At 64.7% G+C, this 15,546-nt stretch carries 16 protein-coding genes; 7 read left to right on the forward strand and 9 right to left on the reverse strand.

Going from position 1 to position 15,546, the window contains the following annotated elements; genetic code table 11:
• Positions 1-189: 189 nt before the first annotated feature.
• Both CTR55_RS06605 and CTR55_RS06610 read left to right on the forward strand, forming a co-directional pair.
• A complete protein-coding gene (locus CTR55_RS06605; protein ID WP_296285124.1) occupies positions 190-660 on the forward strand; it encodes a TadE/TadG family type IV pilus assembly protein in 471 nt (156 codons plus the stop codon).
• Positions 661-668: 8 nt separating this feature from the next.
• Entirely contained in the window at positions 669-3,449 is a 2,781-nt protein-coding gene (locus CTR55_RS06610; RefSeq protein ID WP_296285125.1) for a PAS domain-containing sensor histidine kinase, read from the forward strand.
• A gap of 61 nt (positions 3,450-3,510) precedes the next feature.
• On the opposite strand, the gene CTR55_RS06615 is transcribed toward CTR55_RS06610, so the two are convergent.
• The 3 genes from CTR55_RS06615 to CTR55_RS06625 all read right to left on the reverse strand — a co-directional run bounded on the left by CTR55_RS06615 (position 3,511) and on the right by CTR55_RS06625 (position 6,798).
• A complete protein-coding gene (locus CTR55_RS06615) occupies positions 3,511-4,983 on the reverse strand; it encodes an inorganic phosphate transporter (RefSeq protein ID WP_296285126.1) in 1,473 nt (490 codons plus the stop codon).
• Positions 4,984-5,268: 285 nt separating this feature from the next.
• Positions 5,269-5,484 carry a hypothetical protein gene (locus tag CTR55_RS06620; RefSeq protein ID WP_296285127.1) on the reverse strand — a complete coding sequence of 72 codons (216 nt, stop codon included), beginning with the start codon at positions 5,482-5,484 and terminating at the stop codon, positions 5,269-5,271.
• A gap of 237 nt (positions 5,485-5,721) precedes the next feature.
• Positions 5,722-6,798: a sigma-54 dependent transcriptional regulator gene (locus tag CTR55_RS06625; RefSeq protein WP_296285128.1), complete on the reverse strand. Its 1,077-nt coding sequence runs from the start codon at positions 6,796-6,798 to the stop codon at positions 5,722-5,724.
• Positions 6,799-7,022: 224 nt separating this feature from the next.
• Between CTR55_RS06625 and CTR55_RS06630 the strand changes: the two genes are divergently transcribed.
• Entirely contained in the window at positions 7,023-7,328 is a 306-nt protein-coding gene (locus CTR55_RS06630) for a PsiF family protein (protein ID WP_296285129.1), read from the forward strand.
• 297 nt (positions 7,329-7,625) lie between these two features.
• Here CTR55_RS06630 and CTR55_RS06635 read toward each other — a convergent pair whose 3' ends face one another.
• From CTR55_RS06635 to dmeF, 3 genes are all read right to left on the reverse strand, one after another.
• Positions 7,626-7,760, reverse strand: a complete 135-nt coding sequence (locus tag CTR55_RS06635; RefSeq protein ID WP_017519380.1) for a hypothetical protein — start codon at positions 7,758-7,760, stop codon at positions 7,626-7,628.
• Between the two features lie 79 nt (positions 7,761-7,839).
• Positions 7,840-8,769 (reverse strand): pseudouridine synthase, encoded by a 930-nt coding sequence (locus CTR55_RS06640; RefSeq protein WP_296285130.1) that lies wholly within the window; start codon positions 8,767-8,769, stop codon positions 7,840-7,842.
• A gap of 99 nt (positions 8,770-8,868) precedes the next feature.
• On the reverse strand, positions 8,869-9,837 hold the full coding sequence (dmeF, locus tag CTR55_RS06645; protein ID WP_296285131.1) for a CDF family Co(II)/Ni(II) efflux transporter DmeF: 969 nt from the start codon (positions 9,835-9,837) through the stop codon (positions 8,869-8,871).
• A gap of 60 nt (positions 9,838-9,897) precedes the next feature.
• On the opposite strand from dmeF, the gene CTR55_RS06650 reads away from it, so the two are divergent.
• Positions 9,898-10,173 (forward strand): metal/formaldehyde-sensitive transcriptional repressor, encoded by a 276-nt coding sequence (locus CTR55_RS06650; protein ID WP_296285132.1) that lies wholly within the window; start codon positions 9,898-9,900, stop codon positions 10,171-10,173.
• A 34-nt stretch (positions 10,174-10,207) separates the two neighbouring features.
• Here CTR55_RS06650 and CTR55_RS06655 read toward each other — a convergent pair whose 3' ends face one another.
• Positions 10,208-10,438, reverse strand: coding sequence for a DUF2789 domain-containing protein (locus CTR55_RS06655; protein ID WP_296285133.1), 231 nt, complete (start codon positions 10,436-10,438; stop codon positions 10,208-10,210).
• Positions 10,439-10,623: 185 nt separating this feature from the next.
• On the opposite strand from CTR55_RS06655, the gene CTR55_RS06660 reads away from it, so the two are divergent.
• Complete coding sequence (locus CTR55_RS06660; RefSeq protein ID WP_296285134.1) at positions 10,624-11,826, forward strand: MFS transporter; 1,203 nt, start codon at positions 10,624-10,626, stop codon at positions 11,824-11,826.
• Between the two features lie 97 nt (positions 11,827-11,923).
• On the opposite strand, the gene CTR55_RS06665 is transcribed toward CTR55_RS06660, so the two are convergent.
• Positions 11,924-12,541: a glutathione S-transferase family protein gene (locus tag CTR55_RS06665; RefSeq protein ID WP_296285135.1), complete on the reverse strand. Its 618-nt coding sequence runs from the start codon at positions 12,539-12,541 to the stop codon at positions 11,924-11,926.
• 128 nt (positions 12,542-12,669) lie between these two features.
• Between CTR55_RS06665 and CTR55_RS06670 the strand changes: the two genes are divergently transcribed.
• Positions 12,670-13,560, forward strand: coding sequence for a LysR substrate-binding domain-containing protein (locus CTR55_RS06670; RefSeq protein ID WP_296285136.1), 891 nt, complete (start codon positions 12,670-12,672; stop codon positions 13,558-13,560).
• 49 nt (positions 13,561-13,609) lie between these two features.
• Here CTR55_RS06670 and ppk2 read toward each other — a convergent pair whose 3' ends face one another.
• On the reverse strand, positions 13,610-14,377 hold the full coding sequence (ppk2, locus tag CTR55_RS06675) for a polyphosphate kinase 2 (RefSeq protein ID WP_296286479.1): 768 nt from the start codon (positions 14,375-14,377) through the stop codon (positions 13,610-13,612).
• Positions 14,378-14,671: 294 nt separating this feature from the next.
• Between ppk2 and CTR55_RS06680 the strand changes: the two genes are divergently transcribed.
• Positions 14,672-15,511 (forward strand): DUF535 family protein, encoded by an 840-nt coding sequence (locus CTR55_RS06680; protein ID WP_296285137.1) that lies wholly within the window; start codon positions 14,672-14,674, stop codon positions 15,509-15,511.
• Positions 15,512-15,546 lie beyond the last annotated feature (35 nt).

Below are 15,546 nucleotides of genomic sequence, written 5' to 3' on the forward strand. Positions count from 1 at the left end.
TTCAAGCCAATTGAAGTCGAGTTTGGCTCAAAACGTTATTCCGATATGCCGTGGCGGCGAATTCCAGCGGAACGCCTAGTATTGGTCGATAACGGTAGTTGTCTGACGGCAGGTATCTTCAGTTATGTCCAGTGGCGCCGATAAGTTGAACGATCATTCAAGTTGGAAGTTGGTCGAGGAGTATTGCGCATGAACGGAGTCGGCGGGCGTGGCACACAACGAGGTGCGGTAGCAATCGAGTTTGCCGCGGTATTCGTCCTGTTCTTCGCTGTTCTCTATGGGCTGCTCGGTTATTGCGTCCCCCTGCTGATGCTGCAGTCGTTCAACGATGCCGCGGCGGCGGGCGCGCGAGTGGCTGTTTCGGTGAATCCCCTGGCGCCGGGGGGCTACGACGACGCACTCAAGAAAGCAGTGGACACTGCCGTGACTCAGCGCCTGAGCTGGATGCCTGAAGGCTGGCGCAAGGGTTGTTACGGCGGCTCCTTCATGAAGGCGCCGGAAGAGGTGACGGTGGTTGGCCGCAAGTACACTCGTGTCAATGTCTGTGTCAGTTATCCCTATGCCACCTCGCCCATCGTCCCGCTGCTGACCCTGCCGGGAATCGGTACGGTGCCGCGCCTGCCCGACGTGCTCAGCGGCACAGCCAGCGTCCTGCTCTGAGGCACCGGATGTTCGACTTCTGGCGCTCCAGGCCTCGCGGCCAGCATGAGTTGAATGACCACCCGGCGCCGAGTCGGCCCTTGGCGGCACGCCGCCGCCTGGATTTGCCGGCGGAAGCGGTGGCTGAGCCGGTGGTGACCGGCCACTGGGACCTCTGGCTGGAGCTGGACAGCCGTGATCGGGTCGTCGCCCGGGGCGGCAGCCAGGCCCATCGACTGTTGCCGCCCGTGCCCGGCAACGGCGATTCGCCGGGACTCGGGGATTACCTCGACCGGCGAATTCCTGGGGGCATGCAGGTATCCAGCCTGCGCGGCGGCGAGCGTCTCGACCTGGTACTGCGCAGCACGGGTGATCTGCCGCTGGTCTGCCGTTTCCAGGCGGTCCTGCAGGCCAACGAACATTGCCTGCTGCTGGGCACGGACATCTCGGACCTGAACTGGCAGTCCGACAGCCAGCAACACAAGCTGCAATGCCTGAACCTCAGCAAGTTGCTGCTGGCGCGTCTGCGGCACAGCTCGCACCGTCGCCTGGGGGAAGCGGTCGGCGAAGTGCTGGAGTCGTTCTGCAGCAACTTCCACATGCGCAGCATGGCCTTGCTGCTGGAGGCGCCGGACCAGACCCTGCGTGTCTTCGCCTGCCACATCCAGCCTGGATTCGACAGCCTGCTGCGGGACCATCTGGCGGTGCCCAGCGACGAGCTGCGAGCGGCCACCGGCGCGCGGTTGCTGGGGGCCGATGACAGCCCTTCGGAGCTGCTCCGCGCGCTTTGCTGCGAGCAGCTTTACCTGATCCCGGCGCAGGTCCGGGGTGGGCGTCTGGTCGGCCTGCTGGCCGAACCGATGGAGCACGCCAGCGCCTGGCCGGTGCTGGCTCCCAGCGACTGGCAGTACCTGGCGGAAATCCTCGGCAACCTCGTCCACGAACGCACCGAGCTGCACAGCCTGCGCGACAGTAGTCGGCGCCTGAGCCTGCTGCAGGACATGGTCGGCGGCGGCTGGTGGCGACTGCAGGTCGACCAGGGCCTGTTCGACTTGTCGCCGGCCGTTGCGGCCAGCCTTGGGTTGCCTGACGGGCAACTGCAGCTGGCACTGGCCGACCTGCTGAGCCAGTTGCACCCGGCCGACGCCGACGAACTCAGCCTGCGCCTGCGCAACCTGCAACCGGGTGGGCAGTTGGTCCAGGACCTGCGCCTGCGCGGCGCGACGTCTACCCAGCCGCGCCGCTGGCTGCGCTTGCAGGGCCGACGCCAGGCTCGCGCCGGCGACCAACTGATGGACGGCGTGCTGCTGGATATCAGCGAGGGCAAATTGCAGGAGGAACAGGCGCTGGCGGCCCACGCCCGGCTGCGCAACCTGATCGACAGTGCTCCCGTGGTCATCTATGTGCAGCGCGTGGAGGAGGGGCACCTGATCCCCGAGTTCTACAGCGAGAGCGCCGGCAACCTGCTCGGCCTCGACCTGCAAGGGCAGAACTGGCAGGCGCTGGCCGAGCGGGTACACCCGGAGGATCTGGAAACCTTCCTCGATCGTGGCCGTGAACTGCTGCGCGAAGGCCGCGTACGCACCGAATACCGCCTGCGTGACAGTGCCGGCGAATGGCACTGGCTGTACGACGAGGCCAAGCTGCTGCGTGATATTCAGGGCATCCCGCAGGAGGCGGTCGGCCTGTGGCTGGACGTCACCGAGCAGCACCTCGCCGCGTTGCAGATCGCCGAGAGCGAGGAGCGCTACCGCGTGCTGGTGGAGGACTCGCCAGCGCTGATCTGCCGCTACGACCCGAGCCTGCAACTGACCTTCGTCAACCACACTTTCGCCCAGGTGCTGGGCGAGCCAGTGGAAGCGCTACTCGGCCGGCGGCTGGATGAGTGGCTGTCGGAACAGGATTGCAGCGCTCTGCGCGCGCGCCTGGTGGGCGGAGGCAAGGGCGCGGCGGACGATTCCTGGGAACTGCGCTTCAGCCTCCCCGGTCAACGCAACCTCTGGCTGATCTGGTCGGATCGCCTGTTGCTGGATGCCGAGGGGCGGCTGGTGGAAATCCAGGCCGTGGGCCGCGACAACACCGCGGTGCGCCATGCCCAGCAGCAACTGGCCCAGGGCGCGAAGATGGCCAGTCTGGGCGAGATGGTCAGCGGCATGGCCCACGAGATGAAGCAGCCGCTGCACGTCATGCGCATGTCCCTCTACAACGCGCGGCAGAAACTGGGTGAGCCGGAGTACCTGAAGGAGAAGCTGGAGCGCGCCGACGCGCAGATCGACCGGCTCTCGCGGGTGATCAGCCACATGGGCGTGTTCAGCCGCAAATCGGAGCTGGAAGCCGCACCCTTCGACCCCTACGACGCCTGTGAAGGCGCCATCGCGTTGCTGGGCGAAAGCCTGACGCAGCAGGGCATCACCCTCGAGTGCCGAGCTCCTGCGCAGCGGGGGGTGGTGCGTGGTTATGCCGACCAGTTGGAGCAGGTGCTGATCAACCTGTTGGCCAACGCCCGCGATGCACTGCTCGGACGGAGCGGGGAGGGCGCGCGCTGGATCGGTGTCTCCCAGGAGGCCTGCACCGATGCCGGCTGGATCGAACTGCATGTGCGCGATAACGCCGGCGGTATCGACCCCGTGGTGATCGAGCGCATCTTCGAAGCTTTCTTCACCACCAAGCCCATCGGCAAGGGCACCGGGCTGGGGCTGTCGGTGAGCCATGAGCTGATCCGCAACATGGGCGGCAGCCTGTCTGTGGATAACTTCAAGGGCGGCGCGCGCTTCGTGATTCGCTTGCCACAGCAGGCGACGAATCCTTGATCCCTCCGGAAATGAAAAACGCCTGCGGATGCAGGCGTTTTTCATACTGCGCCGCGCGCTGTCAGCCGATGAAGCGCGAGGACAGCCAGAACAGGCCGGCAGCCAGTGCGATCGACACGGGCAGGGTGAGTATCCAGGCCATGAGGATATTGCGCACGGTGCTGCTTTGCAGGCCACTGCGGTTGGCCACCATGGTGCCCGCCACGCCTGAGGACAGGACGTGGGTCGTGGAGACCGGCAGGCTATAGATGTTGGCCATGCCGATGGCGGCGGTCGCGGTGAGCTGGGCGGCGATGCCCTGGGCATAGCTCATGCCCTGCTTGCCGATCTTCTCGCCGACGGTGAGCACCACGCGCTTCCAGCCAACCATGGTGCCGACGCCCAGGGCCAGGGCCACCGCGATGATCACCCAGAAGGGCGCGTACTCGGTGGTGGTGGTCAGGTCCTTGCGCAGTTTCTCCAGGTCCGCCTTCTCGCGGGATGGCAGCTCGGAGAGTTTGCCGACTTTCTTCGCGGTGTCGTCCAGGCACAACAGGTAACGACGTACCTGCACGCGCTCGTCGTCGTTCAGCTCGGTGTAGCTGGAAACACCGTGCAGGTCGCTCAGCAGGCCCTTGATGGTCGCTTCGGTCTGCTTTGGTTCACAGCGGTACAGGTCCGGCATCTCCGCTTCGCTGGCCTTGCCCAGGGCGAGCATCTCGCCAAGGGTGTCGGAGTGGCGGTTGAAGAACTGCTGCAGGTGAATGGCAGCGTCGCGGGTGCGCTCGATCTGGTAGGTGGTGCTGTTCAGGTCGAGGACGAACTTGGCCGGGACGATGCCGATCAGCACCAGCATGATCAGGCCGATGCCTTTCTGGCCGTCGTTGGAGCCGTGCACGAAGCTCACGGTCATGGCCGAGATCACCAGCACCAGACGGTTCCAGAACGGTGGGTGCTTCTTCTCGTCGACGTCGCGGCGGGTTTCCGGCGTCTTGTGCATCTTCGACAGCGGGTACAGCCACTTCAGGCCGATCAGCAGGGCGCCGGCGACGATGAAGCCGGCCATCGGCGAGAAGATCAGCGACAGGCCGATGTCGATCGCCTTGCCCCAGTTGATCCCGTCGGCCACCGGCACGCCATTGATCAGTGCGTTGGCCAGGCCTACACCGAGGATCGAGCCGATCAGGGTGTGCGAACTGGAGGCCGGGATACCGAAGTACCAGGTGCCCAGGTTCCAGGTGATGGCGGCGGCGAGCAGCGAGAACACCATGGCCAGGCCGTGGCCGGTGTTCACGTTGATCAGCAGTTCTACCGGCAACAGGTGGACGATCGCGTAGGCGACGCCGACGCCACCGAGCAATACGCCGAGGAAGTTGAAGATGCCGGAGAGGATCACCGCGCGGTACGGGGACATGGCCTTGGTGTAGATGACCGTGGCCACCGCGTTGGCGGTGTCATGGAAGCCGTTGATGAACTCGAAGGCCAGGACGAACGCGAGTGCCAGCACCAGGCTGATACCCACCCAGACATCGAGTCCGCTGAAGAGATCGAACATGAAAATTCTATGACCGGTCGGAGACGGGGCGGCGATTATGCCAGAAGCGTGGAGCACCGTATTCAGGCTGAAACGGTTTCTCCAATTTGCGCGACGCCTCGTCGCACGGCGCTTTCAGGCTGGGTGGAAAAAATTTGCAATGCTTCCATGCGGGCCGCCGGCCCATCGGATGAGTGTTTGCAGGCCGGTTGGCGGGCTCCCCCACGGAGCGCTGCTTACCCTTCCGGAGACGACTTCCCACAACAGTTTGGGGCAGTTCGCTCAACCGGGGGCCGGATCTGCGATTTATAGGGAAGCGGCTTCCTGATCCTTTTTCAGTCGTTCTTCTTCGATTCTTTCCAGTTCCCGGTCGAAGGCCTTGTCCTGCACGCTGGGTCGCTTGCGCCAGGGTTTCTTGCCGGGTTCGGCCTGGGCGGCATAAAGGGTCACTTCGCCGCCCTGTTCATCCTTGTAGCGTTGCTCCTGGCGCTCCAGTTCCGCGCGCAGTTCGTCTTTGGTCACGATGGTTCCTGATGGCTACTAGAAAATGATGATGACTAGAAGCTGATGGCTTGAATCTGTTGGCTGTTCTGGCGTTTGACATCCCTGCGGGACGTCGCCCTTGCAGTGTAGACGTTGGGTCGCGCACTGCCGGGCCGGCCGGAAAACGGCGCAGATTATAACCTTTCGCGGGGGGAGATCGGGCGAGGACCGCCGACGGACGGTTTCCGGCCAGGGCTGGCGCGGGGTGAGGTGACCTCAGCCGGTGCGGCTGAGGTTGAGTTCGCCGATCTTTTCCAGGCGCGCGCGGACGATGTTGCGGCTGATGCCCAGCAGACGGCCGGTCTGCAACTGGTTGCCGTGGCAGAAGTGGTAGGCGGTGCGGAACAGCACTTCCTCGACGTGCTCGTAGAGGTCGGGCTTGTTGCTCTCGAAGAGTTCGAGCAGCGCCTGCTCCAGGGTGGCCTCGACACGCGGGGCGAGTGCATGGGGGGAGGATTCGTGGCGCCACTGATCGTGGCGCGGCGCCGAGGGCAGCTCCGCCAGTTGCAGATCTCCCGGCTGTACCTGCTGGTTGCGGCAGACCAGCAGGGCGTGGTGGATGGCATTCTCCAGCTCGCGGATGTTGCCCGGCCAGGTGTGGCCCAGCAGCTTGCGTTCGGTCTCCGGGCTCAAGGACGCGCGGTTGTAGCCCAGGCGCTGGCAATGTTCTTCGAGGAAGAATTCGGCCAGTGGCAGGATGTCGCCGGGACGCTCGCGCAGTGGGGGCAGGCGAATGGTGGCGACGTGCAGACGGTAGAACAGGTCCTCGCGGAAGTGCCCGGCCACCACGGCGTCGGCCAGGTTGACGTTGGTCGCGGCGACCACTCGCACGTTGATCGGTACCGGCGTACGCGAGCCGAGACGCACGACTTCGCGCTCCTGCAGCACACGCAGCAGCTTGACTTGCATGTTCAGCGGCAGGTCGCCGATCTCGTCGAGGAACAGGGTGCCGCCGTTGGCCGACTCGAACCAGCCGGCCTTGCTGCTGGTGGCGCCGGTGTAGGCGCCTTTCTCGTGGCCGAACAGCTCGCTCTCCACCAGTGTTTCGGAGAACGCGCCGCAGTTCACCGCTACAAAGGGCGCGCCACTACGGCGGCTAAGCTTGTGGATATGGCGCGCGACCAGCTCCTTGCCGGTGCCGGTCTCGCCGATGATCAGTGCGTTGGCTTCACTGGGCGCCAGGCGTTCGATACGGTTGAGCAGCTCCTGCGAGCGTGGGTCCTTGAACACCAGCACCGTGGCGCGGACCGACTTGGTTTGCTCGCGGGCATTGGGAAGGGTCAACAGCGACATGGCAGGTTCCTGGCGTACCGAATGGGTGGCAGCGCCATACTGCGGTATTTTTGTTATTTCAAAAAATTATCAATTAGAATTTATATATAACTTTAAGTGCTTTTCGCGCCGTGGCGAATGTCACGGGCTTCGTCCCCGGTGCTGCTGTAATGCGTCGCAGCCCTCGCGAATGCTGGGCTGCAAGCTACGCTCAGAGTGGCAATTCCATCCTGGGAGACCACTCCATGACCACCGTTCGGATTCCGTTGCTGGCACTGGCTCTGCTGTTTTCGGTGCAAGGCTTCGCTGCCACCGCCGCGCAGACTGCTCAGCAGGAAAAGATGAAAACCTGCAACACCAACGCCACCACCAAGGCACTCAAGGGTGATGAGCGCAAGGCGTTCATGAGCACCTGCCTGAAGGCCGGCAGCGATACCAAGGCCATGACGCCGCAGCAGGAAAAGATGAAGACCTGCAACGCCGATGCGACCACCAAGGCGCTCAAGGGCGATGAACGCAAGGCGTTCATGAGCACTTGTCTGAAGAAGTAGTGAGGATGGAGCGCGGCAGGGCCGCGCGGGACGAGAAGGGCAGCCATGGCTGCCCTTTTTAATGGTTCGCTGAGCGGTTCGCGAGTCAGCTCGCTCTTACAGCCAGCTCGCACATCGGCTTGCTCTTCGTAGGAGCGAGCTTGCTCGCGAACGTCTTGAAGTGGGCGCCGGGAGCACCCGGCGAGCGCTATTCAGCGCGGTCTTACAACCCGGAAAAAACCAGCCAGGCCGAGGCCAGGGCGTAGAGGACGATCACCGCATCCATGCGTAGCGCGGGCGGGAGTCGCCGGACGAGGTTCATTTCTTCGCCACCGCTGACCAGAAGCCCTGGGCATTGCGGAAGGGCTGGCGGGCCATCTGTTCGGGACGGGTAATGCCATCGGCACGCAGGGCGTTGACGAGGGCGGAAAAGGACTTGGCGCTGTAGCTCATGATCGGGCTCCCGATGCTTTCTCTCCTTGGGGTGGAGTTATGAAAACACCCGGACCGCTATCGACGGAAATGGATCGCCTTAAGGGTGACCATCGATGAAATTGATGGAAGGCCAGGAGAGCTCCAGCTGGCTCCTGAAATGCCGTGCCTCCCCGGTGATCGGGTCGGTGAACTCCAGTTGGCGCGCCAGCAGCTTCAGCGGTTTGTCGAAGTCTTCCGGCGGGCGCTCACCGCGCGGCGGCAGCGTCGGGTAGAGCGGGTCGAAGCACAGCGCCGCGCCGAGGCCGGACATGTGCACGCGCAGTTGGTGGCGCTTGCCGGAGACCGGGTGCAGGCCATAGCGCCAGAGGTCGCCGCGCTGCTCCAGCACTTCGATGCGCGTTTCGCTGTTGGGCGTGCCGTCTACCTCCTGCATGCGGATGAAGGGATCGCCTTCTACCATCCGCGAACGATGCACCCGCGGGAATTCCAGTTGCGGCAGCGCCGGCGCGATGGCCTCGTACAGCTTGTCGATGCGCCGCTCGCGGAACAGCGCCTGGTAGGCGTCGCGGTTGTCCGGGTGGGCGGAGAACAGCACCAGCCCGGCGGTGAGCCGGTCGATGCGGTGCAGCGGCACCAGCAAAGGGTTGTCCAGGCGTTTGGCGAGGCGGGCGAGGAGGGTTTCCTCGACGTACTGGCCGGCGGGCGTCACTGGCAGGAAGTGCGGCTTGTCCGCCACCACCAGGTGTTCGTCGGCGTAGAGCACGTTTTCCTGGAAGGGGATCGGCGCTTCCTGCGGTACCTCGCGGAAGTAATGGATGCGCAGCGCCTCGCGATAGGGATGCTCGGGGCTGATGGGCTGGCCGTCGCTGCCCAGCACCTTGCCGCGCGCCATGCGGTCCAGCCAGGTATCGCGGCTGATCGCCGGAAAGCGCGCGCACAGGCAGTCCAGCACGGTTGCCCAGGGGCCGGCGGGCAGGTGCAGGGTGCTGGCGCGTTGCTGGGCGGCGGAGAAACGAGGGCTGGACATCTTCGGGGGTAACCGGGGTTCGACAGGCTGCGCATTAGGCCGCAGCGGCGTGGCGCCCGTCAAAGCCGCCACGACTCCCGGTCTTTCCAGGGGCGGTTCTCAAGCCGGGACCGGGTTGATCTCCACCGTGATGTGCGCCAGCTCCTCATGCACCTGCAGGCGCTGGCGTACCAGTTCCGGTGTCAGGTCGCCGCTGCTGGCGAGGCTGAGGATGCAGGCATAGCGCGACTTGCCCACGCGCCACAGGTGCAGGTCAGTGATACGCGCGGGGTGCGGCAGTTCGGCGACCACCTCGCGGATTTCCTCCACCACCGGGTCGTTCATCTCGGCGTCCAGCAGTACCCGCCCACTTTGTTTGAGCAGGCCGACCGACCAGATGGCGACCAGCACGGCGCCGACCATGCCCATCAACGGGTCGAGCCAGGCGGCGCCCCAGATCAGGCCGCCGATCAGGGCGATGATCGCGGCCACCGAAGTGGCGGCGTCGGCCAGCACGTGCAGGTAGGCCGCGCGCAGGTTCAGGTCATGGCCATGGTCGTGGCCGTGATGGTGGTCATGGCCATGGTGGTGGTGATCGTGGCCATGTCCGTGGTCATGGCCATGGCCATGGTGCTCGCCGCGCAGCAGCCAGGCGCAGGCCAGGTTTACCAGCAGGCCGATGACCGCGATGGCGATGGCCTGCTGGTAATGGATTGGTGAAGGGGAGAGCAGCCGCGCCACTGACTCGAACATCATCAGCGCCGCCACGCCCAGCAGCAGGATGGCGCTGGTGTAGCTGGCGAGAATCTCGATCTTGAAGGTGCCGAAGGCGAAGCGCGCGTCGCCCTTGAAGCGCCGCGCCGCCACGTAGGCGAAGAACGCCAGGCCCAGCGCCAGGGCGTGGGAACTCATGTGCCAGCCATCGGCGAGCAAGGCCATGGAGTTGAAGACCCAACCGCCGGCGATCTCCACCACCATCATCACGACCGTCAGCAGTGCCGCGCGCAGGGTGTTGCGTTCGGCCAAGGGATTGCCTTCGTGAAACTGGTGGTCGTGACGACCGTCTTGCGGGTGGGCGGCATGCTGCATGATGATGGTCCGTAGGATCAGTCTGGATACTATACCCCAGTATACCTTAGGAGTTTTGACGTGGGACACACCATCAAGGACCAGAAGAAGCTGCTGACCCGTGTGCGTCGTATCAAGGGCCAGAGCGAGGCGCTGGAGCGAGCGCTGGAGGCGGGCAGCGAATGCACGGCGATCCTGCAGCAGATCGCCGCCATCCGTGGTGCGGTCAACGGCCTGATGGCCGAGGTGCTCGAAGGCCACATGCGTGACCACCTGGGCGCCGAGGACCGCACCGCCGCGCAGCGCCACGAAGACCTGGAAGAGGTCATGGGCGTGCTGCGCTCCTATCTGAAATAGAGCGCCTCAACGCGATCCGCTGAAGCCAGCAGGGTCAGTTGGACAGCCGCACCGCCAGCTCATCGGCTTCCTCGGTCCAGTCCGAATCCTGCTGTAGCGCCTCGCGCAGGAACTGTGACTGCGCGGCATTCCAGAATGGTGCATCCGGCAAACTCTGGCCTTCGGTGAGGCGGTGGCTGCCGAGAAAGGTATCGATCTCCTGGCGCCCATCGGGCAGGCCCAGTTGCTTGAACAGGGCGCCCAGGCTGTGCTGGCTGGTATCCATGTCGATCTCCTTGAGTGAAGGGAGCGCACCGCCACGGCGCGCGGCAATGGAACAACTCGGCAATGGAACAACTATAGAAGCACTCGGGGGCAAGCAAGGTTCGGATTGGCAAGCGAGGCGGAAATAGATAGCCTGCTTTCAATCGTCCCCGCCACTCGCTCCGCTACCCACCGTCAGGCCCGTCCATGAGCTCGTCCGAGCAGCGAACTGCCTCCGTCACCCTGCGCATTCTCGCCACCGTCTTCTTCACTTTCGTCCTGTTCCTGAGCATCGGTCTGCTGTTGCCGGTGCTGCCCGGCTTCGTCCACGAAGGCCTGGGCTATTCCACGGTGATTGCCGGCGGGGTGATTGGCCTGCAGTACATCGCCACGCTGCTGTCGCGACCGCTGGCGGGCTATGTGGCCGATACCTACGGCGCCAAGCGCGCCGTGCTCTACGGCCTGGGCGTGCTGGGCGCCGGCGGCGTGCTGGTGCTGGCGTCCACCAGTGTCGAGTCGGTGACCTGGCTGAGCCTGGCACTGCTACTTGGCAGCCGCCTGCTGTTCGGTCTGGCGCAAGGGCTGCTGGGGATTGGTACGGCGAGCTGGGGCATTGCCCTGGTGGGCACGCAGAACACCGCCAAGGTGATCTCCTGGAACGGCATCGTCAGCTACGGCGGCATCGCCATCGGTGCGCCGCTGGGGGTGACCATGTCCGCCTCGCTGGGCTTGTGGAGCCTGGGCGCGAGCATCCTGGTGCTCACCGCGCTGGGCTGGCTGGCGGCCCGTGGCCGCGCGGAGGTGCCGACCATTCCGGGCGTCCGCATGGCCTTCCATGCAGTGCTCGGCCGCGTACTGCCCTATGGCCTGTGCGTGATGCTCGGCTCCATCGGCTTCGGCACCCTGGCCACCTTCATCACCCTCTATTACGGCAGCCAGGGCTGGGCGAATCCGGCCTGGTGCCTGACCGCCTTCGGCGTCTGCTTCGTCGGCGCGCGGCTGATCTTTTCAGGGATGGTCAATCGCTTCGGCGGCTTCGCCGTCGCGGTGGCCTGCCTCGGTGTGGAAGTCTTCGGCCTGCTGCTGCTCTGGCAGGCGCCTGGGCCGGGCTTCGCGCTGCTGGGCGCGGCGCTCACCGGTTGCGGCCTGTCGCTGGTCTATCCGTCACTGGGTGTCGAGGCGGTGCTGCGCATCCCGGCCAGCAGTCGCAGCGCCGGGCTGGGTGCCTACGCGCTGTTCTTCGACCTGGCGATGGGCGTCGCCGGCCCGCTGATGGGGCTGGTCGCCGCACGCCACGGTTATGCGTCGATCTTCCTTGTGGCGGCGGGACTGGCGCTGTGCGGCTTCTTCATCTGCTTCGGCCTGCTGCGCTTCACCCGGCAGCAGCACGAGGAGTTGCCGAAGGACTAAGCCTCAGGCGGCGTAGGAGCGGACTCCGTCCGCGATTGGTTCCCGGCGCGCCTGTGAGCTATCGCGGACGGAGTCCGCTCCTACGCTCAGTGAGAGGTCAGGCCGGAGGGAAAGCCTTGAATACCTCCAAGGCCTCGGCCTGCTCTGTCCAGTCGCGCACCGCCGGGTAGCTGTCCGCCGGGATGTCTTCAGCGTGCAGCAGCTGCACGAAGGTCCAGGCCACTGCAATGCTCAGGCCGGCCTGGTCCAGCGGGGCGCCGGCATCCAGCGACATCTCGCGCAGCTCGCTTTCCAGTTGCGCCAGGGCGGCGTGCAACTGCTGGTCGACGCGCTCCTGCCAACTGCCCAGTTGCTTGTCTTCCGGCCGCTGCTGCTCGTAATAGCGTTGCACCGCCTTTTCCATCACTGCCAGGGCAAGGCCCAGCAGGCGCGTGGTGCGTACCCGCGCGGCCGGCTCGGCGGGCATCAGGCTGCGCCCGGCCAGGTGTTCGAAGCAATCGATGATCAGAGTGGAATCCATCAGCACCTGGCCGTCACCCAGCACCAGGGTTGGCGCCTTCACCACCGGATTGATGCCGCGGAATTCCTCATAGGTGCGGAACACCGACAGCGACTGGTGGCTGAATTCGATGCCGAGCAGGCGCAGGGTGATGGCGACGCGGCGCACGTAGGGCGAGTCGAGCATACCGATCAGGTGCGGAAGCTTCTGTTGCATGGGTACATCCTGTTAGTGAAAATTGCATCGTGACGGGCGCGGTGGTCCACGCCGTGGCCATGAATCTAGCGGCTTTGACCGCTGCGAAATAGCGACGATTAATGACCGACTCGGTTAGGAAAACTTACATGAGTGCACTGCCACCGCTCTCCGCCCTGCGCAGTTTCGAGGCCGTGGCCCGGCTCGGCAGCGTGACCCTCGCTGCCAGCGAACTGCACGTCACGCATTCGGCCATCAGCCAGCAGGTGCGCCAGCTTGAGAGCCTGTTGGGCGTCACCCTGCTGCAGCGTGAGGGCCGGGGGTTGCGCTTGAGCGAGGAGGGCAGGCTCTACGCCCTGCAGATCCGCGGTGCGCTACGTGACATCGCCGAGGCGACCCGTCTGGCGAAGGCGCGTCCAGGCGAGGACGAACTGGTCGTGGCGCTGACGCCGTCCTTCGGCCAGAAGTGGTTGCTGCCGCGCCTATCGGCCTTCCGCGCGACTTATCCACAATACCGCCTGCGTCTACTGGCCAGCCTGGAGGTGATGGACCTGCGCCAGGGGTTGGCTGACGTGGCGATCCGTATCGGCCAGGGGCACTGGGAAGGTCTGGCGCAGGAGCGCCTGTTCGAGGACGAAGTGGTGGTCGTGGCCGCGCCGGACTTCAACGGTGGGCGCTTGCCACGGACGCCGGAGGAAATCCTCCGTTGCCCGCGCGTTACCGGGTTTGAATCCTGGCTGGGCTGGTGTCAGGCGGCGGGCGTGGCGGTGCCGCAGGAACCCGCGGAGTTCGTGGTGAACGATTCCAACCTGAGTATCGAGGCCGTGCGCATGGGGCAGGGCGTGGGTCTTGAGCGTCGTAGCCTGGTCGCTGGTGCGCTAGAAAGCGGCGAGCTGGTCGCGTTGAGTGATCTGCGCGTGCCCTATGGCTTTCCCTACTGGCTGGTATGGCCTGAGCGCGAGGCGACGCAGGCGAAAGTGGCCGCGTTTGCCGGGTGGCTCGCTGACGAAGTGGAAGCTTACTTGCGGGATATCGGCTGACGCCGATGGCGAACGATCCGGGGCCGGCGCGTGCCGGCCCCGGTTGGCCTTAGAAGTTTTCGTCGATGTAGTGGAACGGATAGTCAGGGCTTTTGTACTTGCCGATCTTGCCGCGCCTGGGCAGCTTCACTTCCTCGCGCGGAATTTCCTTGTACGGCACGTGCTTGAGGATGTGGCTGATGACGTTCAGGCGTACGCGCTTCTTGTCCTCGGACGGCGCCACGATCCAGGGCGCCCAGGGCGAGTCGGTGGCGGCGAACATCAGGTCGCGGGCGCGGGTGTATTCATCCCAGCGGGTGAAGGACTTCACGTCCATCGGCGAGAGCTTCCAGATCTTGCGGCCGTCGGTGATGCGGTCCTTCAGGCGGCGCTCCTGCTCTTCGGGGCTGACCTCCAGCCAGAACTTCAGCAGGACGATCCCTGACTCGGTGAGCATGCGCTCGAACAGCGGGGTCACGGCGAGGAACTTGTCGGCCTGCTCCTCGGTGCAGAAGCCCATCACCCGCTCGACGCCGGCGCGGTTGTACCAGCTGCGGTCGAAGATCACCACTTCACCGGCCGAGGGCAGGTGGCGGATGTAACGTTGGGCGTAGAGCTGGGACTTCTCCCGTTCGGTGGGCGTGGGCAACGCCACCACACGGAACACCCGCGGGCTGACGCGCTCGGTGAGCGCCTTGATGGTGCCACCTTTGCCCGCGCCGTCGCGGCCCTCGAAGATGATGCAGACCTTCAGGCCCTTGTGCACCACCCATTCCTGCAGTTTGACCAGCTCCACGGACAGCTTGCGCAGGTGTTCCTCGTAGTCCCTGTTCTTCATCTTGCCTTGCGGTTCCACAGTCTGACTCTTGGTTTTGCTCTTCTTGCCCATCGTGATCTCCAGGGTGGGGCGTTTGGCTGACTCACAGAGCATAGCGGTGGTTGGCTATCGAGCATCTGCGAAAGCGTGGTGATGACGGTCAGAGTTTGCCGCAAGCTGATCAGAAAAATCACTCGGCGCAGCGGTAGGGCAGCCGATGTTTCCAGTAGGAATACGCGACCACACTGGCGCTTCACTATTGCGGCAGCCAGAGGCGGTCGTGATGTCTTTCCCCCCTCTGGATCGATCTGCCTCATGCGCTGGAAATCCATTCGCAAGGGTGGCCAGCGTGCGTTGGCTGCCACTTTCTTCCCCTATCTGCATTGGCGCTGGTCGCGCTGTGTGCAGGAGCTCCCTGCATTGTCGATGTCTTACAAGAGCGGGCTCCCGCCTGCTCAGAAGCATTGGCGAAAATACCTGTGCCGCCACTGGAGCATCCGCCGCAGGCTCGCCGCGCTCCTCGAACACTATTCCCAACTGGATTGCCTGCCTGGAAGCTGGAAGGAGAGACTGCTGGCATTGGGGCCTGTTTCCCTTTGCCAGGTTCCCCTCAAGAGTGGTGAGGCGCTGGAAGTGCTGCTGGAACCGTCGGACTTCTACCGTGAGGGCGAACTGGGCCTGTACATGCGCAATGGCGAAGGCGAGCGCCTGTATTCCCTGAGCTTTACCTTCGGCAAGGGTGGCCAGTTGCTGATCGGCGGGCTGCAGGGCCCGCGCACCACGATGGACGAAGGCACCGTCAAATGGCTGGGCAAGGAGATGTTCGGCCTGCGCCCGAAGAACCTGCTGCTCACCGTGCTCTATACCCTGGGCGAGCAGATGGGCGGCCGGCAACTGCTGGGCATCAGCGACGCCGCGCATACCTGCTCGCACAAGCTCAAGTCCAGCTACGACACCTTCTGGCAGGAAGCCCAGGCCAGCCGCCACGACCGTCACTGGTACCGCCTGCCCGAGCGTGAGCCCGTACGCGACATCGCCGAGGTGAAAAGCCAGCGCCGCAGCGAGTTTCGTCGTCGCGAGGCACTGCGTGATGAAATCTCCAGCGCCATCCGCCAGGCCTGGAGTCAGGAAACCGTTGCCGCGGCGGCGGCCTGAGCCGCCGCGCAAAAAACTGCCCCGCCGTCACGCTT

The organism is Pseudomonas sp. (genome assembly GCF_002796985.1).
In the GTDB taxonomy this organism is placed as follows: domain Bacteria; phylum Pseudomonadota; class Gammaproteobacteria; order Pseudomonadales; family Pseudomonadaceae; genus Pseudomonas.